This window comes from Pseudomonas sp. Van50, assembly GCF_055390755.1.
Genome location: NZ_AP024343.1, coordinates 1,673,022 through 1,696,683, shown reverse-complemented (window position 1 = coordinate 1,696,683; position 23,662 = coordinate 1,673,022). Strand labels below are relative to the sequence as shown.

20 protein-coding genes, 1 pseudogene and 1 riboswitch are annotated in these 23,662 nt (G+C 62.9%); of the genes and pseudogenes, 17 read left to right on the top strand and 4 right to left on the bottom strand.

From position 1 onward, the window contains the following. Positions 1-125 precede the first annotated feature (125 nt). Together ygfZ and ACZ5M5_RS07490 are read left to right on the top strand one after the other, a co-directional pair. Positions 126-1,067: a CAF17-like 4Fe-4S cluster assembly/insertion protein YgfZ gene (gene ygfZ / locus ACZ5M5_RS07495; RefSeq protein WP_464738843.1), complete on the top strand. Its 942-nt coding sequence runs from the start codon at positions 126-128 to the stop codon at positions 1,065-1,067. A gap of 35 nt (positions 1,068-1,102) precedes the next feature. After that, a complete protein-coding gene (locus ACZ5M5_RS07490; RefSeq protein WP_060738768.1) occupies positions 1,103-1,924 on the top strand; it encodes an HDOD domain-containing protein in 822 nt (273 codons plus the stop codon). A gap of 167 nt (positions 1,925-2,091) precedes the next feature. On the opposite strand, the gene ACZ5M5_RS07485 is transcribed toward ACZ5M5_RS07490, so the two are convergent. Both ACZ5M5_RS07485 and ACZ5M5_RS07480 read right to left on the bottom strand, forming a co-directional pair. Further along, a complete protein-coding gene (locus ACZ5M5_RS07485; RefSeq protein WP_060738769.1) occupies positions 2,092-3,483 on the bottom strand; it encodes a sensor histidine kinase in 1,392 nt (463 codons plus the stop codon). Next, positions 3,476-4,147, bottom strand: coding sequence for a response regulator (locus tag ACZ5M5_RS07480; RefSeq protein WP_003198779.1), 672 nt, complete (start codon positions 4,145-4,147; stop codon positions 3,476-3,478). The genes ACZ5M5_RS07485 and ACZ5M5_RS07480 overlap by 8 nt, the downstream gene beginning before the upstream one ends. Positions 4,148-4,607: 460 nt before the next feature. On the opposite strand from ACZ5M5_RS07480, the gene ACZ5M5_RS07475 reads away from it, so the two are divergent. From ACZ5M5_RS07475 to ACZ5M5_RS07460, 4 genes are read left to right on the top strand one after another with little or no spacing between them, the layout of a single operon-like run. Beyond that, positions 4,608-5,600: a Bug family tripartite tricarboxylate transporter substrate binding protein gene (locus ACZ5M5_RS07475; RefSeq protein ID WP_060738770.1), complete on the top strand. Its 993-nt coding sequence runs from the start codon at positions 4,608-4,610 to the stop codon at positions 5,598-5,600. Positions 5,601-5,655: 55 nt separating this feature from the next. Next, positions 5,656-6,117, top strand: a complete 462-nt coding sequence (locus ACZ5M5_RS07470) for a tripartite tricarboxylate transporter TctB family protein (protein ID WP_060738771.1) — start codon at positions 5,656-5,658, stop codon at positions 6,115-6,117. A gap of 1 nt (position 6,118) precedes the next feature. Further along, positions 6,119-7,633 (top strand): tripartite tricarboxylate transporter permease, encoded by a 1,515-nt coding sequence (locus tag ACZ5M5_RS07465; protein ID WP_464738842.1) that lies wholly within the window; start codon positions 6,119-6,121, stop codon positions 7,631-7,633. Beyond that, positions 7,626-8,663 (top strand): AbrB family transcriptional regulator, encoded by a 1,038-nt coding sequence (locus tag ACZ5M5_RS07460; protein ID WP_060738773.1) that lies wholly within the window; start codon positions 7,626-7,628, stop codon positions 8,661-8,663. The genes ACZ5M5_RS07465 and ACZ5M5_RS07460 overlap by 8 nt, the downstream gene beginning before the upstream one ends. Before the next feature lie 109 nt (positions 8,664-8,772). Here ACZ5M5_RS07460 and ung read toward each other — a convergent pair whose 3' ends face one another. After that, the gene (gene ung, locus ACZ5M5_RS07455; protein ID WP_060738774.1) at positions 8,773-9,465 is read right to left on the bottom strand and encodes a uracil-DNA glycosylase; all 693 of its coding nucleotides are present in this window, start codon (positions 9,463-9,465) and stop codon (positions 8,773-8,775) included. Positions 9,466-9,596: 131 nt separating this feature from the next. Between ung and ACZ5M5_RS07450 the strand changes: the two genes are divergently transcribed. After that, a complete protein-coding gene (locus ACZ5M5_RS07450; protein ID WP_464738841.1) occupies positions 9,597-10,709 on the top strand; it encodes an enoyl-CoA hydratase/isomerase family protein in 1,113 nt (370 codons plus the stop codon). 182 nt (positions 10,710-10,891) lie between these two features. On the opposite strand, the gene ACZ5M5_RS07445 is transcribed toward ACZ5M5_RS07450, so the two are convergent. Next, entirely contained in the window at positions 10,892-11,281 is a 390-nt protein-coding gene (locus ACZ5M5_RS07445; protein WP_464738840.1) for a hypothetical protein, read from the bottom strand. 304 nt (positions 11,282-11,585) lie between these two features. Beyond that, a riboswitch (guanidine-I (ykkC/yxkD leader) is annotated at positions 11,586-11,687 on the top strand. Positions 11,688-11,747: 60 nt separating this feature from the next. Between ACZ5M5_RS07445 and ACZ5M5_RS07440 the strand changes: the two genes are divergently transcribed. The 10 genes and pseudogenes from ACZ5M5_RS07440 (at position 11,748) to ACZ5M5_RS07395 (ending at position 23,419) form a co-directional block, all read left to right on the top strand. Then, complete coding sequence (locus ACZ5M5_RS07440; protein ID WP_103311044.1) at positions 11,748-12,815, top strand: putative urea ABC transporter substrate-binding protein; 1,068 nt, start codon at positions 11,748-11,750, stop codon at positions 12,813-12,815. A 15-nt stretch (positions 12,816-12,830) separates the two neighbouring features. Beyond that, a complete protein-coding gene (locus ACZ5M5_RS07435) occupies positions 12,831-13,646 on the top strand; it encodes an ABC transporter permease (RefSeq protein WP_060738777.1) in 816 nt (271 codons plus the stop codon). Beyond that, positions 13,643-14,431, top strand: a complete 789-nt coding sequence (locus tag ACZ5M5_RS07430) for an ABC transporter ATP-binding protein (protein ID WP_060738778.1) — start codon at positions 13,643-13,645, stop codon at positions 14,429-14,431. The genes ACZ5M5_RS07435 and ACZ5M5_RS07430 overlap by 4 nt, the downstream gene beginning before the upstream one ends. A gap of 13 nt (positions 14,432-14,444) precedes the next feature. Further along, entirely contained in the window at positions 14,445-15,170 is a 726-nt protein-coding gene (locus ACZ5M5_RS07425) for an urea amidolyase associated protein UAAP1 (protein ID WP_072347100.1), read from the top strand. 11 nt (positions 15,171-15,181) lie between these two features. Next, complete coding sequence (locus ACZ5M5_RS07420) at positions 15,182-15,823, top strand: urea amidolyase associated protein UAAP2 (RefSeq protein ID WP_042732480.1); 642 nt, start codon at positions 15,182-15,184, stop codon at positions 15,821-15,823. 286 nt (positions 15,824-16,109) lie between these two features. Then, entirely contained in the window at positions 16,110-19,751 is a 3,642-nt protein-coding gene (gene uca / locus ACZ5M5_RS07415; RefSeq protein ID WP_464738839.1) for an urea carboxylase, read from the top strand. Positions 19,752-19,773: 22 nt separating this feature from the next. Next, positions 19,774-21,552 carry an allophanate hydrolase gene (atzF, locus tag ACZ5M5_RS07410; protein ID WP_060738781.1) on the top strand — a complete coding sequence of 593 codons (1,779 nt, stop codon included), beginning with the start codon at positions 19,774-19,776 and terminating at the stop codon, positions 21,550-21,552. 310 nt (positions 21,553-21,862) lie between these two features. Next, a pseudogene (locus ACZ5M5_RS07405) lies at positions 21,863-22,480 on the top strand (GGDEF domain-containing protein); the annotation flags it as partial. Further along, positions 22,473-22,691, top strand: a complete 219-nt coding sequence (locus ACZ5M5_RS07400; protein WP_060738783.1) for a cysteine-rich CWC family protein — start codon at positions 22,473-22,475, stop codon at positions 22,689-22,691. The pseudogene ACZ5M5_RS07405 and the gene ACZ5M5_RS07400, both read left to right, overlap by 8 nt. 35 nt (positions 22,692-22,726) lie before the next feature. Continuing rightward, positions 22,727-23,419, top strand: a complete 693-nt coding sequence (locus ACZ5M5_RS07395; RefSeq protein WP_464738838.1) for a pseudouridine synthase — start codon at positions 22,727-22,729, stop codon at positions 23,417-23,419. Positions 23,420-23,662: the final 243 nt, after the last annotated feature.

The following is a 23,662-nucleotide window of genomic DNA, read 5'->3' as shown; positions in this document are numbered from 1 at the left end:
AGTATACAGGCCTCGCCACAGCGCAACAGACGGCTTTGGTCTGGCACCACCGATCCTTTGTGAACTACCCATTTCAAGGGCGTCCCCTTATGATGTCTACCAGACTTTTTACCCTGCGATGACCCATGGCTGATTTCGCTTTTTTCTGCACCCTGTCCCACGAAGGCGTCCTCGCGGTCCGCGGCGTGGATGCCAGCAAATTCCTGCAAGGCCAATTGACCTGCAACCTCGACTACCTCAGCGACAGCCGGGCCAGCCTCGGCGCCCGCTGCACGCAGAAAGGCCGGATGCAATCGAGCTTCCGCATCCTGCTCGAAGGCGACGGTGTGTTGATGGCCATGGCCACCCAACTGCTCGAACCGCAATTGGCGGACCTGAAAAAATACGCCGTGTTCTCCAAATCCAAGCTCACCGACGAAAGCGCCGCCTGGGTTCGCTTCGGCCTGGAAAATGCCGACAATGCCCTGGCTGGCCTGGGCCTCGAACTGCCGAGCGACACCGACAGCGTGGTGCGCCATGAAGCCTTGATCGCCATCCGCGTTTCTCCCGGCCGCGCCGAGCTGTGGGCCCCCGCCGAACAGGCACAGGCACTGCGAACCCGCCTGGGCGCCGAACTGGCCGAGGCGGACCTGAACCCCTGGCTGCTGGGCCAGGTCCGTGCCGGGATCGGCCAGGTCATGCCGACCACCCGCGAACTGTTCATCCCACAGATGCTCAACCTGCAAGCCGTCGGCGGCGTCAGCTTCAAGAAAGGTTGCTACACCGGCCAGGAAATCGTCGCCCGCATGCAATACCTGGGCAAGCTCAAGCGGCGCCTGTATCGCCTGCAACTGGACGCCAGCGAACTGCCGGAACCTGGCACGGCGCTGTTCTCCCCCACTCATGGCAGTTCCATCGGCGAAGTGGTGATTGCCGCCCGCGGCGAAGGAAACATTGAACTGCTGGCGGTATTACAGGCCGAAGCTGCAGAAGATAACAATCTGCACCTCGGTGCCTTGGAAGGCCCTCGCCTTCAATTGTTGGACCTGCCTTACGAACTGGACCGCGACCGCGAAATCCAGCGCTGATCGCAGCATTTGTCGCAACACCCTAGAGAACCGAAATGAGCGATTTGGCGGATAAGGTCCAACGGGATTTGGTGCAGGCCATCGATAACGATGACCTGGTTCTGCCAACATTACCGGAAGTGGCCATGCAGATTCGCCGGGCCGCCGAAGACCCGGAAATCAGCGTCAGCAACCTGAGCAAAGTGATCGGCCGCGATACAGCCCTTTCGGCACGCCTGATAAAAGTGGTCAACAGCCCGCTGTTGCGCGCCACCCAGGAAGTCACTGACCTGCACACGGCCATCACTCGACTGGGCGTCAACTACAGCAGCAACTTGGCCATTGGCCTGGTGATGGAGCAGATTTTCCATGCCCGTTCCGAGGTGGTGGAACTGAAGATGCGCGAAGTCTGGCGCAAAAGCCTGGAGATCGCCGGCGTCAGCTATGCGTTGTGTCGCGGCTACACCCAACTCAAGCCCGACCAGGCCGCGTTGGGTGGGCTGGTGCATCAGATCGGCGTGCTGCCGATCCTCACGTATGCACAGGACAATAATGAGTTACTGTCGGATCCGGTCAGCCTCAACCATGTCATCGAAACGATTCACCCGGTGCTGGGGGACAAATTGCTCAGCGTCTGGGAATTTCCGGAGCGGCTGGTGAAGCTGCCGGGGTTGTATCTGGATTTCAACCGCGACTCCAAGCAAATCGATTATGTCGACCTGGTGCAGGTCGCTGCGCTGTATTGCTACAAGGACACCGACCATCCTCTGAGCAAGATTGATGTATTCGGCGTCCCAGCCTTCAAGAAACTGGGCATCGACCCGGAGAACAAGGCCCGGTGCGCGGATATCGAAGAAGCGCGGTCGATGTTTTATTAGAGACGTCTGAGGCCATGTAGACGTCTCCGAGCATGCTGTGGTCAGCAGATGCTTTTGTGGCGAGGGAGCTTGCTCCCGCTCGACTGCGCAGCAGGCGCAAGGCTTTTAGCGCCGCGCGCAACCCAGCGGGAGCAAGCTCCCTCGCCACAACGGCGTTCTGCTCTGGCTCAGTCTGATCCAGGAATAAAGCTCACCCGCACCTTCAGCCCGCGCTCCTGCCCGTCATGCAAGGTGATCTGCGCCAGATGCGCGCGGCAGATTTCGCCGACGATCGCCAACCCCAGCCCGGAACCGGCCACTTGCTGGTTGCGTCGATAGAAGCGCTCGAACACCCGGTCCCGCTCATGCAACGGAATGCCTGGCCCGTCGTCCTCGACTTCCAGGACCGCCGGTGGGGTGACCCGCAGGATCACGTTGCCGCCGGACGGTGTGTGGGCCAGGGCGTTGTCCACCAGATTGCTCAACAGCTCGTTCAACAAGGTCGGCTCGCCCCGCAGCCATACCGGCTCGTCGGCTTCCAGGGCCAGTGCCACGCCTCGGGCATGGGCCAGCGGGGCCATGGCCATGCCCAGCTCACGGGCCAACTGGCTGAGATCGAGCAACTGTGCGCCGCCCTCGGCAATGGCCCGGGCGCCATTTTCCACCCGCGCCAGGGACAGCAACTGGTTGGCCAGGTGGGTCAATCGATCGGTCCCCTGAGCCGCGGTTTCCAGGGTTTCACGCCAGGTCGCCGGCTCGCTGGCGCGCAACCCCAGCTCCAGGCGCGCCTTGAGCGCGGCCAGCGGTGTACGCAGTTCATGGGCGGCATCGGCGATGAACTGAGCCTGACGCTCGAACTGCCCGCGCAGGCGTTCGGTGAAATGGTTGAGGGCCCGCACCAGCGGCCATAATTCGTGCTGCACCTCCACCAGCGGCAACGGCCGCAGATCGTCCGGCTGGCGCTCCTCCACCGCCGTGCGCAAGCGCTCCAACGGGCGCAACGCCGCACTGACCGCAAACCACACCAACAGCAGCGCGCCCACGGCCAGCATGCCCAGGCGCAACAGCGTGTCGGCCATCAGGCCACGGGCCATGCTGACCCGCGCCTCTTCGGTCTCGGCCACGCGAATTTCCGCCATGCCATTCATGTTCGGCTCGCTCACCGCCTTGAGCAGGCTCACCACCCGCACGCTCTGCCCCTGGTATTGGGCGTTATAGAAGCGCGCCAGCGCCGGGTAATCGTCCGTGCGGGGTGTTCCGGGCGGCGGGCCGGGAAGGTTTTCGTAGCCGGAAATCAACTTCTTGTCGATGTCATTGACTTGGTAATAAATGCGTCCGGCACTGTCGTAGGCAAAGGTGTCCAGGGCCACGTAGGGCACATCTGCGCTGAGGCTGCCGTCGCGCTGGGACAGGCCTGCGGCGATGGTCCGGGCCGAGGCCAGCAGGGTCCGGTCATAGGCGGTGTCCGCCGCTTCGCGGCCGTTCCAGTAGGCGCTCAGGCCGCTGGCGAGCATCAGCACCACCAGCAGCAACGCCAGGTTCCAGAGCAGCCGCCAGCGCAGGCTGTCGGGCTTATGCATTGCGGTTTTCCAGCAGGTAGCCCAAGCCGCGGAACGTCACGATCGCGACCGCATGGCCGTCGAGTTTCTTGCGCAGGCGATGGACGTAGATTTCGATGGCGTCCGGGCTGGCTTCTTCGTCCAGGCCGAACACCTGGGCCGCCAGTTGCTCCTTGCTCATCACCCGCCCCGGTCGGGCAATCAACGCTTCCAGCACCGCTTGCTCACGGGATGTCAGGGTCAGCAATTCATCGTCGAGGGTAAAACGGCGGGTGTCCAGGTCATAGACCAGCCCGCCGCAGCGCTGCTGGCGTTCGCCGCCCAGTACGCTGCGCCGCAACAGGGCCTTGACCCGGGCCTCCAGCTCAGTGAGCTCGAATGGCTTGGCCAGGTAGTCGTCCGCACCGAGATTGAGGCCATGGACGCGGTCCTTGACGTCGCTGCGGGCGGTCAACATCAGCACGGGCAAAGTCTTGCCGCGAGCCCGCAGGCGCGCCAGCACCTCGAAACCGTCCATGCGCGGCAGCCCGACATCGAGCACCGCCACGGCATATTCCTCGCTGCTCAAGGCCAGGTCGGCCGCGACGCCGTCGTGTAGCACGTCCACGGTCAAACCGGTGCTCTTGAGCGCCTGGGCAACGCTTTCGGCGAGCTGCAGATGGTCTTCGACGAGCAGAACACGCATGGGTTATTCCTCGATTCAGGGATGGTCGACGCCATTCTTTGGCGCGGAGTTTACAGCCGAGTCCGCCGCTGTGAAGGCAAAAGAATCATGAAAGCCTACTGAAAGGTTAGCGAAAGGTTGGACAGTTAGAGTCCTCCCACGGACGGTTTCGACTGCCCGCCGCGACGCACATCGCGAACGAAAAACGCCTCGAAGCGTTTTCGCCAAATAAGAACAATAAAAGCGGAGTATTCACCATGCTGTCCCTACAGCTCCAGGCCCCAATGCCTGCTCGCCCTTCCCGCTTCAATCAGACCCGCGTGGCCGATGCCGCCGCTCCTCGGTCCAGCGTCTTCCTACGCCTTCAATCCCGAACTCCCTGGCAACAACCTGCGTCCGCTATCAGCGACGACCAGGCCGGGAACCCATCGACACCAAATTTGCACCACACACAACAACAACAACTCCTGTGGAGACGATGATGAATCTATCACTGCGTAAAATAGCCTTGGCCGCTGGATGCCTGATGTTCGCCGGGCAGTTGCTCGCCGCTGATCCGTCCAAAGAACCCAAGCGCCCCGAATGCATCGCCCCGGCTTCCCCTGGCGGCGGCTTCGACCTGACGTGCAAGCTGGTGCAAAGCGCGCTGGTCAACCAGAAACTGCTGACCAAGCCAATGCGCGTCACCTACATGCCCGGCGGCGTCGGCGCGGTAGCCTACAACGCAGTGGTCGCCCAGCGTCCGGCCGACGCCGGCACATTGGTGGCCTGGTCCAGCGGCTCGTTGCTGAACCTGGCCCAGGGCAAGTTCGGTCGTTTCGATGAAAGCGCCGTGCGTTGGTTGGCCGCGGTCGGCACCAGCTATGGCGCCATCGCGGTGAAAAGCGATTCGCCCTACAAGAACCTCGACGATCTGGTACAGGCCCTGAAGAAAGATCCGGGGTCGGTGGTCATCGGTTCCGGCGGCACCGTCGGCAGCCAGGACTGGATGCAGACCGCCCTGATCGCCAAGGCCGCCGGCATCAACCCCCGCGACCTGCGTTACGTGGCCCTCGAAGGCGGCGGCGAGATCGCCACCGCGCTGCTCGGCGGCCACATCCAGGTCGGCAGTACCGATATTTCCGACTCCATGCCCCACATCCAGAGCGGCGACATGCGCCTGCTGGCGGTGTTTGCCGAGAAGCGCATCGACGAGCCGGAGATGAAAAACATCCCCACCGCCCGCGAGCAAGGCTATGACATCGTCTGGCCGGTGGTCCGCGGTTTCTACCTCGGGCCAAAAGTCAGCGATGAAGACTACGCCTGGTGGAAAGACGCGTTCGACAAGCTGCTGGCTTCCGAAGAGTTCGCCAAGTTGCGTGACCAGCGCGAGCTGTTCCCGTTTGCCATGACCGGCCCGGAGCTGGACACCTACGTGAAGAAGCAAGTGGCTGATTACAAGGTGCTGGCCAAAGAGTTCGGCCTGATCCAGTAACCGTCTCTGTTCGCGTGGCGGCGCTGGCATCACCGGCGCCGCCCAGGAGTTAGTCATGCTCACCATCCAACGTATTTTTGCCGCGGTGCTGCTGCTGGTTTGCATCGGCCTCGCGCTGATGGCCTGGCCGTATCAGGCCGCTTTTTCCTACGAACCGGTCGGCCCGCGCGCCTTTCCCTTGCTGATGCTGGGGCTGATGGGCCTGGCGCTGCTGTACATGCTGTTTCGTCCGACCCCTATCGTGCACAGCGACGAAGACCCGCAACTGGACCGTGAAACCCTGCAGAAGATCGGCATCTGTGTGGCGTTGTTGCTGGTATTCGCCGGGACCTTCGAACCCCTGGGCTTCATTGTCGCCAGCATCCTGATCGGCGTGCCGATGGCGCGCCTGTATGGCGGGCGCTGGGTGCCGAGCGTGGTGATCATCAGCCTGATGGCCATCGGTCTTTATCTGTTGTTCGACAAGCTGATGGACGTGCCGCTGCCCCTGGGCCTGCTCGACGTCCTGGAGAATTGATATGGATACCCTGAATTATCTCGGCCAGGGTTTTGGCGTTGCACTGACCCCCTACAACCTCGTCACCGCATTGAGCGGTACGCTGATCGGCACGGTGGTCGGCCTGCTGCCGGGCCTGGGCCCGATCAACGGTGTAGCGCTGCTGATCCCGATCGCCTTCGCCCTGGGCCTGCCGCCGGAGTCGGCGCTGATCCTGCTGGCGGCGGTGTACCTGGGTTGCGAATACGGCGGGCGCATCAGCTCGATCCTGCTCAACATCCCGGGGGAAGCCTCCACCGTGATGACCACCCTCGACGGCTACCCGATGGCTCGCCAGGGCCTGGCCGGGGTGGCGTTGTCGCTGTCGGCGTGGAGTTCGTTCATCGGCGCGTTCATCGCCACCTGCGGCATGGTGCTGTTCGCGCCGTTGCTGGCCAAATGGGCGATTGCGTTCGGACCGGCGGAATATTTCGTCCTGATGGTGTTCGCCATTGTCTGCCTCGGCGGCATGGCCGGTGACCGACCGCTCAAGACGTTCATTGCGGCGCTGATCGGTCTGTTCCTGTCCAGTGTCGGGATCGATGCCAACAGCGGCGTCTACCGCTTCACCGGTGACAACATCCATCTGACCGATGGCATCCAGTTCGTCGTGCTGGTGCTGGGTTTGTTCTCCATCAGTGAAATCCTGTTACTGCTGGAGAAAACCCATCGCGGCCAGGAAGCGGTGGAAGCCACTGGGCGGATGATGTTCAACTTCAAGGAAGCGGCGTCGGTCTTCGTCGTGAACCTGCGTTGCGGCGTACTCGGCTTCATCATGGGCGTGTTGCCCGGTGCCGGGGCGACCCTGGCCAGTGCCGTAGCCTACATGACCGAGAAGCGCATCGCCGGTGCCAGTGGCAAGTTCGGCCAGGGTGACAAACGTGGCCTCGCCGCTCCGGAAACCGCCATTGGCGGCGCAGCCTGCGGGGCGCTGGTGCCGATGCTGACCCTCGGTGTTCCCGGCTCGGGCACCACGGCGGTGATGATCGGCGCACTGTCGCTGTACAACATCACGCCGGGTCCGCTGCTGTTCCAGCAACAGCCGGACATTGTCTGGGGCCTGATTGCCTCGTTGTTCGTCGCCAATATCATGTTGGTGATCCTCAACATCCCGATGATCCGCATCTTCACCCGCATCCTGGCCGTGCCGAACTGGGCATTGGTACCGGTCATCGCGATCATCACCGGCATCGGCGTCTACGCAGTACATGCCACGACGTTCGACCTGTTCCTGATGATCGGCATTGGTATCTTCGGCTACATCCTGCGCAAGCTGGATTTCCCGCTGTCGCCGGTCCTGCTGGGCTTCATTCTCGGCGGTCTGATGGAACAGAACCTGCGTCGTGCGCTGTCGATCTCCAACGGTGCGCTGGAAATCCTCTGGTCGAGCCCGATCACCTTCGGCTGCTGGATCCTGACGGCGATCATGCTGTTCATGCCATTGCTGCGGATCTGGCGTCGCCGCGTCGCACAACGTCGCGCCCTGGCCAATGTCTGAAGCGACGTTCAAACAATGGTGGGGAACACCGCTGGTCGGTCTGGCCGGCGGTTACCTGGCCAGCCTGATCGGCTGGCCTTTGCCCTGGATGGTCGGCTCGTTGCTGGCGATCATCCTGGTGCGCTGCCTGACGCCGTGGCAATTGGCGGAAATCCCCGGCGGCCGTAAATGCGGCCAATGGGTGGTGGGCATCGGTATCGGCCTGCACTTCACCCCAGTGGTGATGGAACAGGTCCTGAGCCACTTCGGCTTGATTTTTTTCGGCGCGCTGATCACCAGCGTGTCCAGCGTGGTAAGTGTCTGGCTGATGCGTCGCACCGGCGAGGACCGTGCTACCGCGTTTTTCTCGAGCATGCCCGGCGGTTCCGGCGAAATGGTCAACCTCGGTGCCCGCAACGGCGCGGACCTCAGCCGTGTCGCCGCGGGCCAGAGCTTGCGGGTGTTGGTAGTGGTGCTGTGCGTGCCGGCGGCCTTCAAGTACCTGCTGGGCGAAGGCACCCCGGCGCAGCACGCCACCACGGTGGACTGGCTGTGGCTGGCGCTCCTGTTTCCGGCGGGCGCCCTGCTCGCCTGGGTTTGGGAACGCTTGCGCCAACCCAACCCGTGGTTGTTCGGGCCGTTGCTGGTGAGCGCGGCGGTGAGCGTCGGTTGGGACCTGCACATCGGCCTGCCCAACGGCGCCAGCCAGATCGGCCAGTGGCTGATCGGCAGCGGGCTGGGTTGCCATTTCAACCGGCAGTTCTTTCGTCGGGCACCGTCGTTCATGGGCCGCACGTTGGTTGGCACGGTGTTGACGATGCTGATCGCCACGCTTGCCGCCCTAGGCTTGAGCACCTTGACCCATCTGGATCTGCGTTCGTTGACGCTGGGCATGATGCCCGGCGGCATCGCGGAAATGAGCCTGACGGCGGAGACGCTGCAACTGTCGGTGCCATTGGTGACGGCGTTGCAGGTGATGCGATTGCTGTTCGTGCTGTTTCTGGCGGAGCCGTTGTTCAGGTATTGGACGCGCCAGCCGAATTCGGCCTGATCGTCCGCGGCGCCTTCATCGCGAGCAAGCTCGCTCCCACAGGGGGTTGTGTTGCCCTGAACCCTGTGGGAGCGAGCTTGCTCGCGATGGGGCCCTCATTGCCGACCGTTCAAACTGGCGGCAACCGCCAATCGATCGGCGTCTCGCCCTGCTGCTGGAGAAACTTGTTGGTCCGGCTGAAATGCCCGCAACCGATGAAACCTCGGTGGGCCGACAGCGGCGATGGGTGGACCGAAGTCAGCACCAAATGCTTGGTCGCATCGATCAGCTTCTGCTTGCTCTGGGCATGGGCGCCCCACAACAGGAACACCAAGTGCGGCTGGTGTTCACTGACGACTTCAATGATCCTGTCGGTAAAGTGCTGCCAACCTTTTTTGGCGTGGGCGTTGGCATTGGCGCGCTCCACGGTCAGGGTCGTGTTGAGCAGCAACACGCCCTGGTCGGCCCAACTTTGCAGGTAGCCGTGACTCGGGATGTCGATGTTCAGGTCGCGCTTCAATTCCTTGTAGATGTTCACCAGGGACGGCGGTGTCGGCACGCCCGGCTGTACCGAGAAGCACAAGCCATGGGCCTGGCCTGGACCGTGGTAAGGATCCTGGCCGAGAATCACCACCTTGACCTTATCCAGCGGCGTGGAATTGAGGGCGTTGAAAATCAGCGAAGCCGGCGGATAGATCTCCTTGCCAGCGGCGTATTCACTGCGTAGGAACTCACGCAACTCCGCCATGTAGGGCTGGTCGAACTCGGCACGCAGGGCCTGCTTCCAGCTCGGTTCGAGTTTGATACGGTCGTCAGCAGTCATGGTTGCATCCGGTAAAAACAATGGGCGCACCCTAGGAAAGCCTACAGGGCTTGTCAATTGATCTGACGCAGAACCGGCACTTTCCTACATAGCGGTCATACTGAACATTCAAATTTCTGATCGAGGTCACGATGAATTTGCACTTCGAAGAGCTCACCGGCATCGACGGTGCCCGCATCGGCATCGCCACCCTGGATGCCGAAAAATCCCTGAACGCCCTGTCCCTGCCGATGATCAACGCCTTGCGTGATCGCCTCGATGCCTGGGCTCGGGAACCGCAGGTCGTTTGTGTGCTGTTGCGTGGCAATGGCGCCAAGGCCTTCTGCGCCGGCGGTGAAGTGCGCAGCCTGGTGGAGGCCTGCCGCGCTCATCCCGGCGAAGTACCGCCGTTGGCGGCACAATTCTTCGCGGCGGAGTACCGCTTGGACTTCAACCTGCACACCTACCCCAAACCCTTGCTGTGCTGGGGCCACGGTTATGTCCTGGGCGGCGGCATGGGGCTGCTGCAAGGCGCGAGTACCCGCATCGTCACGCCAAGCAGCCGCCTGGCCATGCCGGAAATCAGCATCGGCCTGTACCCGGATGTCGGCGCCAGTTGGTTCTTGTCACGCCTGCCCGGCAAGCTCGGGCTGTTTCTCGGCCTGACCGGCGCTCACATGAATGCCCGGGACGCCATCGACCTGGGCCTGGCCGACCGCTTCTTGCTGGATGAACAACAGGACGACCTGATCGAAGGCCTGCTGCAACTCAACTGGCAGGAGCAGACCGAGATGCAACTCAACAGCCTGCTCAAGGCCCTGCAGCAGGAAGCCGTCGCCCAACTGCCCGAGGCCCAATGGCTGCCGCGGCGGCCGAAAATCGATGAGTGGCTGGATGTCAGCGATGTGCGCTGCGCCTGGAAAGCCCTCAGCCTGTTGGTGGACCACCCCGATCCACTGATCGCCCGGGCCGCCAAGACCATGAGCGAAGGCTCGCCATTGACCGCTCATCTGGTCTGGGAGCAGATCGCTCGGGCTCGGCATTTGTCCCTGGCCGGCGTGTTCCGGATGGAATACACCCTGAGCCTCAACTGCTGTCGTCATCCGGAATTCAGCGAAGGCGTGCGGGCACGATTGATCGACAAGGACCACAAGCCACGCTGGCATTGGCCGGATATCAATCACGTTCCCAAAGCGGCAGTCGAAGCGCACTTTCACAAGGCGTGGGAAGGTCGACATCCGCTGGCGGATTTGTCCAACGAATAACGAGCCAGGGACAACTCCCTGTGGGAGCGAGCTTGCTCGCGATAGCGGCATATCAGACACATCAATGCTGGCTGACCCGACGCTATCGCGAGCAAGCTCGCTCCCACAAGAGCTATCCCATCGGTTTTATGACAGGTACAAAAAAAGCGGCGCTATATGCGCCGCTTTCTGTTGCCCCAGGATCAGCGGTGACCGCCCCTTCCGTCATGACCACCGCGTCCCCGATGATCACGTCCGCCTCGACCGCCTCGGTCGTCACTCCAACCGCCCCGGTCACGGCCGTCCCAGCCGCCCCGATTCGGATAAGACCGATACGCCGCTCGCGGTGGCGAGTAGTAGCGCGGGCCTTGTTGGTAGTAACGCGGTGCCGAGTAATAGCGCGGCGCCGGTTGGTAATACCGCGGGGCGTAATAACCACGCGGAGCCGAATAATAACTCCCGCCACCGTAATAGACCGGCGCCGGTGAGGTGTAGACCTCGGAACGGTAGTAGCTCGAGTCTCCGTCGTAATAAGGCACGCAGGCCGAAAGAGTCAAACCGAGAAACGCAATGAGCAGCAGTCGTCGATACATGGCGGCCTCCTGGACCGCGGATGGGCCACATCAGCGACGCTGATGGGCGGCAGTCAACAGGGTGTGACTGACAACTACTCAGACAGCAAAATCGGAATCTGGTGCGACCTGGCAACAACTGGAAACATGTCCCTCGTCGCTCTTTTCCGGTGCGCGCGAGCACCACAAGCAAGCACAAATCCGCCCTCGATCCTCCTTCCCCAACACCTGCCCTCTCTGGCCCGGGGCTTTGCCGGAGTTGGCACGGCTCTCGCTTTAACAAACTCCGTGCAGGAGTCATCACAGGTTCGCGGCACCACAATTTGCAATGGCTGACTAGGGTTCCGGCTCGCTTCTGGCGAGTGGCTGGTCCGAGAGTTGGCGACCTCCAGTTGAGGTTACACGGCGGGACAAAAGCCCGGGAGACAAGCCACCGTTCGCGGTGCCGCGTTGCTCCTGCCCGCCCTTGATCAACTGGAGAACCACCATGCTCAAGCTTCGTCTGTCCGCCCTGCTCCTCGCCGCCCTCTCGGCCCTCGTGAGCTTTTCATCCGCCGCCGCACAAAAAGACCACTTCAGCGTCTGCTGGACCATTTACGCCGGCTGGATGCCCTGGGAATACGCCGGCAGCCAGGGCATCGTCGACAAATGGGCGAAAAAATACGGCATCAAGATCGATGTCGTGCAGCTCAACGATTACGTTGAGTCCATCAATCAGTACACCGCCGGTCAGTTCGATGGCTGCACCATGACCAACATGGACGCCCTGACCATTCCCGCCGCCGGTGGCGTGGACAGCACCGCGCTGATCGTCAGCGATTTCTCTAACGGCAACGACGGCATCGTCCTCAAGGGCGAGGGCAAGAAAGTGGCCGACCTCAAGGGCATGGACGTCAATCTGGTGGAACTGTCGGTGTCCCATTACCTGCTGGCCCGCGCCCTGGATTCCGTCGGCCTTGCCGAAAAGGACCTGAAAGTCGTCAACACCTCCGACGCCGACATCTCCGCCGCGTTCAACACCGATCAGGTCAAGGCCGTCACCACCTGGAACCCGATGCTCTCGGACATCAAGGCCCAGCCCGGCGTGAGCGAAGTGTTCAATTCCAGCCAGGTTCCCGGCGAGATCATGGACATGATGGTGGTCAACACCCAGACCTTGCAGGACAACCCGGCCCTGGGCAAAGCGTTGACCGGCGCCTGGTTTGAAGTGGTGGCGCTGATGAATGCGAAAAACCCAGCCAGCCAGGCCGCGTTGGAACACATGGCCAAAGCCTCGGGCACCGACCTCAAAGGTTTCCAGGCGCAACTGGACACCACCAAGCTGTTCGCCACGCCCAAAGAAGCCCTCGGTTTTGCCACCAGCGAACAACTGCCCGCCACCATGGGCAAGGTCGCCGAATTCTCCTTCCAGCACGGCTTGTTGGGCGAAGGCGCCAAGGACACGAACGCGGTGGGCATGGCGTTCGCCAATGGCGTGACCCGCGGCGACAAGGCCAACCTCAAGCTGCGCTTTGACCCGACCTACGTACAGCTGGCCGCCGACGCCAAGCTGTAAACCGGAGGACCTGGCATGCGCCTGATCAACCGCTACCCGGATCGTCCCAGCCGCTTGTTGCTGGTGATCCTGCCATTCGCGCTGGTGTTGTTCGCCTACTTCATGGGCTCGGCCGAACGGTTGACGGACAACCCCAACGACAAACTGCTGCCCAGCGCCGTACAAATGGCCGATGCGGTCAAGCGCCTGGCCTTCACCGCTGACGCCCGCAGCGGCGAATACCTGCTCTGGCAGGACACCGCCTCAAGCCTGCGCCGGTTGGCCATCGGCCTGGGCATCAGTGCCCTGGCCGGGCTGTGCCTGGGCATTGCCGCCGGCACGTTGCCGCTATTGGGCGCGCCGTTATCGCCGCTGCTCACCGTGGTGTCGATGGTGCCGCCGCTGGCTATCCTGCCGATCCTGTTCATCGTCTTCGGCCTGGGAGAGTTGTCGAAAGTGATGCTGATCGTGATTGGCATCACACCGTGCCTGGCCCGGGACCTGGAACAGCGCGCTCGGGAAATTCCGCCCGAACTGCTGATCAAGGCCCAGACTCTCGGCGCTTCGACCTGGACCCTGATGCTGCGGGTGGTGCTGCCGCAATTACTGCCGCGCCTGTTGATTTCCCTGCGACTGATGCTCGGTTCGGCCTGGCTGTTTCTGATCGCCGCCGAAGCCATCGCCTCCACCGATGGGCTGGGCTATCGGATTTTCCTGGTGCGCCGTTACCTGGCGATGGACGTGATCTTGCCGTACGTGGTGTGGATCACCCTGCTCGCCTGGCTGATGGACTGGGGCCTCAAGCGCCTGACCCGGCAAGCGTTCCCCTGGTATGAGGGGGCGAAGGCATGAGTTTCATTACCGTGAACAATGTCTGGCAACAGTACGGCGATCAGGTGGTGCTCGAGCGCTTGAACCTGAGCGTCGCCGAGGGTGAGTTCTGCACCTTGGTGGGGGCGTCGGGTTGCGGCAAGTCGACCTTCCTGCGCTTGCTGCTGGGCCAGGAACGCGCCAGTCGCGGACAGATTCTCCTGGATGGCGAGCCCTTGGCCGGCGAGCCGGATGCCAGCCGGGGCGTGGTGTTCCAGCGTTACTCGGTGTTCCCGCACCTGACCGTGCTGGACAACGTCGCCCTGGGCCTGGAGTTGCCACGCTCGTCGCTGCTGGGCCGTCTGTTCGGCAGTGCCAAGCGCCAGGCCCGGGAAGACGCCGCACACTTGCTGGACAAGGTCGGACTCGGCCATGCGCTGGATAAATACCCGGCGCAACTGTCCGGCGGCATGCAGCAGCGACTGGCCATCGCCCAGGCACTGATCATGAAGCCCCGGGTCCTGTTGCTGGACGAACCCTTCGGCGCCCTCGACCCGGGCATTCGCAAGGACATGCACGCCCTGTTGCTGGAGCTGTGGCGCGAAACCCGCCTGACCGTGTTCATGGTTACCCACGACCTGTCCGAAGGTTTCAGCCTCGGCACGCGCCTGCTGGTGTTCGACAAAGTCCGTGTCGACCCCCACGCCCCTGGCGCCTATGGCGCCCGCATCACCTACGACATTCCATTGAACAGCGACCGCCGCACCGCCCGTGCCGCCGTCGACGCCCTGCCCGCCGAACTGGCCGGCACATTGCGTATCGCTTGAAAGGAGTTTTTCCATGCCCGACTCGACCCGCTTGTTTACGCCCTTCGCCGAAGAACTGCTGCCCGGCGGTGGCCACCGTTCGTTCGTGCTCAAGCGCGGCCAGCTGCTGCGCCTGACCGATCTGCGCGGCGGGGCCAACGTGAGCCTGACCCTACTCAATGCCAACGAGAAAACCGAACGCTTGAACCTGCCTGACAGCCTCAAATGCCAACACACCGCCAAGCTCACCGCCGGCCACTGCCTCTACTCGGACATGGGCCGGGTACTGGCGGCCATCACCGCCGACACCTGCGGCTGGAGCGACAGCCTGGGTGGCGTGCTCTGCGCCGAGGAAGTCGCACAAAAATACGGTCAGGGTCGCTACCAGGAACTGCGCAACGGCTTCTTTCGCAACGGCACCGACAACCTGTTGGTGGAACTGGGCAAATGGGGCCTGGGCCTGTCCGACCTGCTGATGACCCTCAACCTGTTCAGCCGGGTCGATGTCGATGAGGCGGGAAATTTTCACTTCGTCGAGGGCAACTCCCTGACTGGCGACTACATCGAGCTGTACGCGCCAATGGACACCCTGGTGGTGCTGACCGCGCTGCAACACCCGATGGACCCGAACCCGCAATACGCCCCGCAACCGCTCAAGCTCAGCTGGATGAATGCCGACGCCAGCGTCGCCGAGCACTGCCGTCTTTCGCGCCCGGAAAACCAGCGCGGCTTCATCAACACCGACCGCCTGTTCGCCTGAGGATCGCTGCCATGTCACTCGCCATCGCCACCGCACACAAGCAACCCGACACCGCTGTCTACCGTGCCACGATTCCCGCCGGGGAACCCTGGCTGGTGGAGGTCAAGGCCGGCCAGACCCTGCGCATCCTCGACCTGGAAGGCAACCAGGCGGTCGATACGCTGTTCTACAGCCTGGCCAACCCCAAGGAACGCTACGACGTACAGCGCACCCTGCGCCGGCAAAACAGCGTTTATTTGAGCACCGGCAGCGTGCTCTATTCGAACCTCGGCCACCCGATGCTGACCATCGTCGAAGACACCTGCGGACGCCACGATACCCTCGGCGGCGCCTGCGCCCAGGAAAGCAACACCGTGCGCTACGCCCTGGAAAAACGCTACATGCACAGCTGCCGTGACAACTACCTGCGGGCCTGCGCCCACGATGGTCGCCTGGGCAAGGGCGATATCGGGCCGAACATCAATTTCTTCATGAACGTGCCGGTCACCGCCGATGGCGGGCTGACCTTTGAAGACGGGATCTCGGCGCCAGGCAAATACGTCGACCTGCGGGCCGAGATGGACGTGATCGTGCTGATCTCCAACTGCCCGCAACTGAATAACCCGTGCAACGCCTACAACCCCACGCCAGCGGAGCTTTTGATATGGAACTGAAACTCACCCGCCTGCGTCGCTGGCTGTTCACGCTGTGCCAGAGCCGATCGGGGCAATGCATCAAGTAACGCCCTGATCCCCTGTGGGAGCGAGCTTGCTCGCGATAGCGGTCTGTCAGGCACATCGATGTTGGATGGACCATCGCTATCGCGAGCAAGCTCGCTCCCACAAGGGGCGCAGTGATGTTTGGAGGTTTGCCACCTGGGACGACCCCGGTGGCCATCGACAACTGCGGGACGGCCCGCATCCCAGTTCAGGCAGCACTCATGCCTGAGGGGGCAATGCCATGTTCGAAAAAATCCTCATCGCCAACCGTGGCGCCATCGCTTGCCGCATCCTGCGGACCCTGGGCGAGCTGAAGGTCCACGGCGTGGCGGTGTATTCCCAAGCCGACGCCGCCAGCCTGCATATCTTGCAGGCCGACGAAGCCCACAGCCTGGGCGAAGGCGCGGCGGCCAATACGTATCTGGCGGTGGACAAGCTCCTGGCGATTGCCAAAAGCAGCGGCGCAACGGCGATTCATCCCGGCTACGGCTTTCTCTCGGAAAACGCAGCCTTCGCCGAAGCCTGCGAAGCGGCCGGTGTCGCCTTCATTGGTCCGACGCCACAACAACTGCGCGTGTTCGGTCTCAAGCACACCGCCCGCGACCTGGCGCGGCAGCACGGCGTGCCCCTGCTCGAAGGCACCGAACTGCTGGACGGCCTCGACGCCGCACTGTTGGCCGGCACCCGGATCGGTTATCCGGTGATGCTCAAAAGCACGGCCGGCGGCGGCGGCATCGGCATGCGCGTGTGCCGCAGCGCCGCCGAGCTGAGCGAATCCTTCGAAGCGGTCAAGCGCCTGGGCCAGAACAACTTCAGCGACGCCGGAGTATTCATCGAGAAATACATCGAGAAGGCCCGGCACCTGGAGGTGCAGGTGTTCGGCGACGGCCAGGGCCAGGTGATCGCCCTGGGCGTGCGCGATTGCTCGGTGCAACGGCGCAACCAGAAGGTCCTCGAGGAAACCCCGGCGCCCAACCTGCCCGAAGGCATGGCCGACGCACTCTGCGCAGCGGCGATCCAACTGGCCCAGGCGGTGAACTACCGCAGCGCCGGCACCGTGGAATTCGTGTTCGACAGCGACGCCGGGCGCTTTTACTTTCTGGAAGTGAACACCCGCCTGCAAGTGGAGCACGGTGTCACCGAACAGGTGTGGGGCGTGGACCTGGTGCGCTGGATGGTGCAACTGGCTGCCGGAGACCTCCCGCCGCTGAACGAGTTGAGCCAGGGTTTAAAAGCCGAGGGCCACGCGATCCAGGCGCGCTTGTACGCCGAGGATCCAGGCCGGGACTTCCAGCCAAGCCCTGGGCTTTTGACCGCCGTGAAATTCCCCGAGGCCGACGGCAAACAGTTGCGCATCGACACCTGGGTCGAGGCCGGTTGCCAGATCCCGCCCTATTTCGACCCGATGATCGCCAAGGTCATTCGCTGGGCGCCAACCCGCGAACAGGCCCGCCTGGGCTTGCACCAAGCGCTGGACGAAAGCCTGCTGTACGGCGTCGAAACCAACCGCGCCTACCTGCAACAGATTCTCCTCGATGCACCGTTTGCCAACGGCCAGCCCTGGACTCGCTGCCTGGACGCGTTGGTCTACCGTGCCAACACCGTTGAAGTGCTCAGCCCCGGCACCCAGACCAGCGTCCAGGACTATCCCGGCCGCCTCGGTTATTGGGCGGTGGGGGTGCCGCCGTCAGGACCGATGGACAGCCGTTCGTTGCGCCTGGGCAACCGCCTGCTGGGCAATGAAGAAGGTGCGGCGGCATTGGAAATCACCATGAACGGGCCGCTGCTGCGTTTCAACTGCGATGCCCGGGTGGCGGTGACCGGTGCGACGATTGCCCTCACGCTCGACGGTGAAGCCGTACCGATGAACACCCCGCTGTCGATCGCTGCCGGCGCCACCCTCGCCATCGGCAACATTTCCGGTGCCGGGGCGCGCAGCTACCTGTGCCTGCAGGGTGGCGTACAAGTGCCGGATTACCTGGGCAGTAAAAGCACGTTTACCCTCGGCCAGTTTGGCGGCCATGGCGGACGAGCATTGTGTACCGGCGACGTGTTGCACCTAGCGCCACTGGATGAGCACACGACGCTGCCGCCAACCAGCGCGCCGATCCTCGAACTGCCGAGCGTGCGCCAGATCCGCGTGATCTACGGCCCCCACGGCGCGCCCGAATATTTCACCGAGCGCTACATCCAGACATTCTTCGACACTGCCTGGGAAGTGCACTTCAACTCCAGCCGCACCGGCGTCCGACTGATCGGGCCGAAACCTGAATGGGTACGCGCCGACGGTGGCGAGGCCGGGCTGCATCCTTCCAACATCCATGACAACCCCTACGCCATCGGCGCCGTGGACTTCACCGGCGACATGCCCGTCATCCTCGGTCCCGACGGACCGAGCCTGGGCGGTTTTGTCTGTCCGGTGACGGTGATCGAAGCGGATCTCTGGCAGTTGGGGCAGCTCAAGGCCGGGGACAAGGTGCGATTCGTGCCGGTGGATATATCGACCGCGCGCTCACTGGCCCTGAAATGGGCCCCCTGTGGGAGCGAGCTTGCTCGCGATAGCGGTCAGTCAGTGACTTCGATGTTGGATGTCCCGCCGCTATCGCGAGCAAGCTCGCTCCCACAGAGGATTGTGTCGCCTGTGGTGTTGGATATCGGGCAGGACGATACCCGCCTGGTTGCTCGCCTGGCCGGCGACACTCATCTGCTGCTGGAAATCGGCGCCCCCGAACTGGACCTGGTGCTGCGCTTTCGTGCCCACGCCTTGATGCAGGCGTTGGAACACAAACAATTGCACGGTGTGATCGACCTGACGCCAGGCATTCGCTCGCTGCAAGTGCACTATCAACCCGAACAATTGCCCCTGGCCGCTCTACTGAGCATCATCGCTGGTGAGTGGGACGCCGTGTGCGCCGCCCAGGACCTGCAAGTGCCGTCGCGCATCGTCCACCTGCCGCTGTCCTGGGATGATCCGGCCTGTCAGCTGGCCATCGAGAAATACATGACCACCGTGCGCAAGGACGCACCCTGGTGCCCGAGCAACCTGGAGTTCATTCGACGCATCAACGACCTGCCCAACCTCGACGCGGTGCAACGCACGGTGTTTGACGCCAGCTACCTGGTCATGGGCCTGGGGGACGTCTACCTCGGCGCGCCGGTTGCCACACCGCTCGACCCACGCCATCGACTGGTGACCACCAAATACAACCCGGCCCGGACCTGGACCGCGGAAAACTCGGTGGGCATCGGCGGCGCCTACATGTGCGTGTACGGCATGGAAGGGCCTGGCGGCTATCAGTTCGTCGGGCGCACATTGCAGATGTGGAATCGTTATCGGGAGGTCGCCGCATTCGACGGCAAACCCTGGTTGCTGCGGTTCTTCGATCAGATCCGCTTCTACCCGGTCAGCGCCGATGAGTTGCTGCACATCCGCCGCGAATTCCCCCTGGGCCGCTTCGACCTGAAGATCGAGCACAGCCAGCTCAACCTCGCCGACTACCAGCGTTTCCTGGTGCAGGAAGCCGACAGCATCGCCGCGTTCCGCCACCAGCAACAAGGTGCCTTCGAGGCCGAGCGCGAGCGTTGGATCGCCAGTGGCCAGGCACACTTCGACAGTGAAGAACCGGCCATCTCGCCAAGTGAAGATGCGCAGCTGACTGACGGTCAACTGAGCGTCGACAGCCACATCGCTGGCAACCTCTGGCAAGTGCAGGTCGACGTGGGCACGCGGGTGGCCGCCGGTGATGTGCTGGTCATCCTGGAGTCGATGAAGATGGAAATCCCGCTGCTTGCGCCCTCGGCCGGCGTGGTGCGCGAGGTGCGCGTCCAGGCCGGTTCGGCGGTGCGCGCCGGACAGCGCGTCGTGGTGCTGGAACGTGACTGAACTCAATCAAAGGATTAACACCATGAACCTTTCGCTTCGCTTGGACGACCTGCGCGATGCCTATCGCAGCGGCGAACTGACGCCTCGCAAATTGCTGTTGGACCTGCGGGAAAAAGCCGCGGCGCTGAACCCGGACTATCACCTGTTCATCCACCTGCTGACGGTCGAGGAACTGGAGCCCTACCTGGCCGCATTGGAAGGCCGCGACCTGGAAAGCTTGCCCCTGTATGGCGTACCTTTTGCCATCAAGGACAACATCGACCTGGCCGGCATTCCGACCACGGCAGCCTGCCCGGCGTTTGCCTATGTGCCGCCACGCTCGGCGACCATTGTCGAGCAGTTGCTGGCACTGGGCGCGATCCCCCTGGGCAAGACCAACCTCGACCAGTTCGCCACCGGGCTCAATGGCACCCGCTCGCCCTACGGCGCCTGCCGCAACAGCGTGTTGCCCGACTATCCGGCAGGCGGTTCGAGCGCCGGCTCGTCGCTGGCCGTGGCCCTGGGGGTGGCGAGTTTTGCCTTGGGCACCGATACCGCCGGCTCCGGTCGGGTGCCCGCCGCGCTGAACAATCTGGTGGGATTGAAAGCCACCCTGGGCTTGATCTCCACGGCGGGCGTGGTCCCGGCCTGTCGCACGCTGGACTGCGTCACGACCTTCACGGCGACGGCCAAGGAAGCCAGCCAGCTATTGGCGCTGACGGCCCGTCCAGACCCTCGAGACGACTACAGCCGCCACAACCCGCAGTGGAACGACGGCTCTTCGTTCGGCGCGCCTCGGCGCTTTCGTTTCGGTGTGCCGCGCCAGCAGGACCTGGCGTTTTTCGGCTGTCCTGAAGGTCCGCAACTGTTTCTGGAGGCCATCGAGCGACTCGAACGTCTGGGCGGCGAAGCCGTGGAACTGGACCTGTCGCCGTTCCTGGAAGCCGCACGGCTGCTTTATGAAGGCCCGTGGGTGGCCGAACGCTACAGCGTTGCCGGCCCATTGATGGAGCACGAACCCGACGCCGTACTGCCCGTCATCCGCGCCGTATTGGCGAAAGCGCCTACGGTAGATGGCGTACAAACCTTCCGCGCCCGCTACCGTTTGCAAACGCTCAAAGCCCAATGCGACCGGGCCATGGACGCGCTTGATTGCGTACTCACACCGACCATTGGCCGGCCAGTGACCCTCGCCGAACTGGCCGCCGAACCGGTGCTACGCAACTCGGAACTGGGTTACTACACCAATTTCATGAACCTGCTGGACTACGCCGCCGTCGCCGTTCCCAGCGCGTTCATGACCAACGGCTTGCCCTGGGGTGTGACGCTGTTCGGTCGAGCCTTCACCGATCAATACCTCTTGAGCCTGGCCGATGCCTTGCAGCGTCAACAGGACAAGACCTTGCCCGTGCCCGCCCACCCGGCGCGCCACGACCGGGCGCGACTGGTCGTGTGCGGCGCACACCTGGACGGGTTGGCGCTGAACTGGCAGCTCAAGCAACGCGGTGCCCGGCTGATCGAGGCCACCCAAAGCTCGCCGCACTACCGCCTCCATGCCTTGGCCGGCGGCCCACCCTTGCGACCCGGCATGGTTCGGGTTCGTGAAGGTGGCGTGGCGATCGAGGTCGAAGTCTGGGAGCTGCCGAGCAGTGAACTGGGCTCGTTCCTGACGGGCATTCCCGCACCGTTGGGACTGGGCAAGGTGCAACTGGCCGATGGGCGCTGGGAGAGCGGATTCATCTGTGATTCGTATGGTTTGGAGGGCGCACGGGACATCAGTCACATGGGAGGATGGCGGGCTTATTTACAGAGTCTGAAATAGCGTTGATGGGTGGCGAGGGAGCTTGCTCCCGCTCGGCTGCGAAGCAGACGCTTTCGGGGCCGCTTCTCGGCCCAGCGGGAGCAAGCTCCCTCGCCACGTTCCTACAAACCTGCAAATTCGACTGTCTTTTCCCACAAGGCCACTAAACTGACTCCATTGGGTCCTAGCCAAGGGAATCGCCATGTCGCTTCGTTCGCCGTTGTATTCCCAGCGCAAGCCGCTGCTGGTCGTGGTGGCGTTGCTTGGTACAAGCTTCCTGATCATTTCATTGTTGGGCTATTACGCCGCCCATACCTCGATACGCGATCACATTCTCAAGACGCTGTATGTGAACCTGCTGGTCGGCCTGCTCGTGACGCTGGCGGTCCTGGCCATTCTTTGTCGGCTGATCAACAACTACCAGCAACGCATCGACGCCCAGGCCACCCTCGACAGCCTGACCGAATTGCCGAACCGCCGTGGCTTCGACCTGCTGGCCGTGCAAGCCCTGCACGAAGCCCAGCGCGAGCCCAGACCCTTGACGGCGCTGCTGGTGGAACTGGACGACTTCAAGCGGCTGGACACCACCCACGGTCATATCGCCACCGATCAACTGTTGACCGGGTTCGCCCGCAGCCTGACTGAAAGCCTGCGGCATTCGGACATCGTCTGTCGCTGGAGCGCCGAAGCCTTTGTCGTCCTGCTCAAGGACACCGACGGCCAGACCGGTCTGAAAATCGCGGAGAAAATTCGTCAGCACATCGAAAAGCAGCGCTATTTCTGCAGCGGTAAACAATTGCTGGTCACCGTCAGCCTCGGCCTCACCACCTTGCAGGACGAAGATACCTTGCACAGCTTGCTGTCACGGACCGATCATGCGTTGCAACGCGCCCGGCAGACCGGGTGCAACCGAACCTGCGTGGACATGCCTCACTCCAGTTATGAATAAACCCGACCTTTGCCCGGCCTGCGGCGGCACCAACGACTGCACCCTGGCCGACCCACGAACCGCCGACCGGGCCTGCTGGTGTTATGGCGTGAGCATCGATCCGGCCGTGCTTGAAGCATTGCCGGCCGAACTGCGTGATCAGTCCTGCCTGTGCCCACGCTGCGCCCAGGTCCAGGCCCAGTTGCGCGCCAAGCCCCAGCCGATCGCGTAAGATGCCCACCCTCCGCTGCCCTGCCTGAACTGCCCATGCGCGTCGACCGTTTCCTCAGCAATCTGCCGCGATTCAATCGCCAACAAGTGCGCCTGTTGCTGGTGGAGCGCCGGGTGCGAATCGACGGCCAGACCGTCAACGATCCCCATGCCCCGGTACGTGAATTCAGTCGCGTCGAAGTCGACGACGAAGTGCTGCAAGCCGGCCGACCGGCGCGCTACTTCATGCTGCACAAGCCGCCCGGCTGCGTCAGTGCCACTCGCGATCCGCAACACCCCACTGTCCTCGACTGGCTGGACGAACCGGACAAGGACGACCTGCACATCGCCGGACGCCTGGATTTCAACACCACCGGGCTGATGCTGATCACCAATGACGGCAGCTGGTCGCGGCGCCTGACCCAACCGCAGACCAAGCTGCCCAAGGTCTACTACGTCGAAACCGAGCGAACCATCACCGCCGAATACGCCGACACCTTCGCCCGAGGCCTGTATTTCGCCTTCGAAGACCTCACCACCCAGCCGGCAGAACTGACGCTGTTGGGGGAAAAATCGGCGCGCTTGAGCATCGTTGAAGGGCGCTACCACCAGGTCAAACGCATGTTCGGCCACTTCAACAACAAGGTGCTGCGCCTGCACCGCGAGCGCATGGGCCCACTGACGTTGGACGGCCATCTCGAGCCGGGCCAATACCGCGCCTTGAGCCCTGAGGAAGTCCAGCTCATCTGATCCCGCTACCGCTCGGCAGAAGTGTCGAACAATTTTCCGACAGGTACTTGCGCAACGGTCGCCCCCTGCTTGAATCAAACCGTCGGCCGAAATGTGACCGATGAGTCACCACATACTTCCAAGAAACTTTTTGCCGGCGGGAACCCTCAGGTTCCGCCTTGTCCGCCCGGCAAACTGCCCGCCTATAACAACACCCGTCGACCGTCTTCCTTGGATCGACATGGGCCTTATCTTCCAGGCGTA

What these genes read in the sequence shown, in the direction of transcription:
- ygfZ (WP_464738843.1), top strand. Translation starts at nt 126, where the DNA reads ATGGCTGATTTCGCTTTTTTCTGCACCCTGTCCCACGAAGGCGTCCTC.
- ACZ5M5_RS07490 (WP_060738768.1), top strand. Translation starts at nt 1,103, where the DNA reads ATGAGCGATTTGGCGGATAAGGTCCAACGGGATTTGGTGCAGGCCATC.
- ACZ5M5_RS07485 (WP_060738769.1), bottom strand. Translation starts at nt 3,483, where the DNA reads ATGCATAAGCCCGACAGCCTGCGCTGGCGGCTGCTCTGGAACCTGGCG.
- ACZ5M5_RS07480 (WP_003198779.1), bottom strand. Translation starts at nt 4,147, where the DNA reads ATGCGTGTTCTGCTCGTCGAAGACCATCTGCAGCTCGCCGAAAGCGTT.
- ACZ5M5_RS07475 (WP_060738770.1), top strand. Translation starts at nt 4,608, where the DNA reads ATGAATCTATCACTGCGTAAAATAGCCTTGGCCGCTGGATGCCTGATG.
- ACZ5M5_RS07470 (WP_060738771.1), top strand. Translation starts at nt 5,656, where the DNA reads ATGCTCACCATCCAACGTATTTTTGCCGCGGTGCTGCTGCTGGTTTGC.
- ACZ5M5_RS07465 (WP_464738842.1), top strand. Translation starts at nt 6,119, where the DNA reads ATGGATACCCTGAATTATCTCGGCCAGGGTTTTGGCGTTGCACTGACC.
- ACZ5M5_RS07460 (WP_060738773.1), top strand. Translation starts at nt 7,626, where the DNA reads ATGTCTGAAGCGACGTTCAAACAATGGTGGGGAACACCGCTGGTCGGT.
- ung (WP_060738774.1), bottom strand. Translation starts at nt 9,465, where the DNA reads ATGACTGCTGACGACCGTATCAAACTCGAACCGAGCTGGAAGCAGGCC.
- ACZ5M5_RS07450 (WP_464738841.1), top strand. Translation starts at nt 9,597, where the DNA reads ATGAATTTGCACTTCGAAGAGCTCACCGGCATCGACGGTGCCCGCATC.
- ACZ5M5_RS07445 (WP_464738840.1), bottom strand. Translation starts at nt 11,281, where the DNA reads ATGTATCGACGACTGCTGCTCATTGCGTTTCTCGGTTTGACTCTTTCG.
- ACZ5M5_RS07440 (WP_103311044.1), top strand. Translation starts at nt 11,748, where the DNA reads ATGCTCAAGCTTCGTCTGTCCGCCCTGCTCCTCGCCGCCCTCTCGGCC.
- ACZ5M5_RS07435 (WP_060738777.1), top strand. Translation starts at nt 12,831, where the DNA reads ATGCGCCTGATCAACCGCTACCCGGATCGTCCCAGCCGCTTGTTGCTG.
- ACZ5M5_RS07430 (WP_060738778.1), top strand. Translation starts at nt 13,643, where the DNA reads ATGAGTTTCATTACCGTGAACAATGTCTGGCAACAGTACGGCGATCAG.
- ACZ5M5_RS07425 (WP_072347100.1), top strand. Translation starts at nt 14,445, where the DNA reads ATGCCCGACTCGACCCGCTTGTTTACGCCCTTCGCCGAAGAACTGCTG.
- ACZ5M5_RS07420 (WP_042732480.1), top strand. Translation starts at nt 15,182, where the DNA reads ATGTCACTCGCCATCGCCACCGCACACAAGCAACCCGACACCGCTGTC.
- uca (WP_464738839.1), top strand. Translation starts at nt 16,110, where the DNA reads ATGTTCGAAAAAATCCTCATCGCCAACCGTGGCGCCATCGCTTGCCGC.
- atzF (WP_060738781.1), top strand. Translation starts at nt 19,774, where the DNA reads ATGAACCTTTCGCTTCGCTTGGACGACCTGCGCGATGCCTATCGCAGC.
- ACZ5M5_RS07400 (WP_060738783.1), top strand. Translation starts at nt 22,473, where the DNA reads ATGAATAAACCCGACCTTTGCCCGGCCTGCGGCGGCACCAACGACTGC.
- ACZ5M5_RS07395 (WP_464738838.1), top strand. Translation starts at nt 22,727, where the DNA reads ATGCGCGTCGACCGTTTCCTCAGCAATCTGCCGCGATTCAATCGCCAA.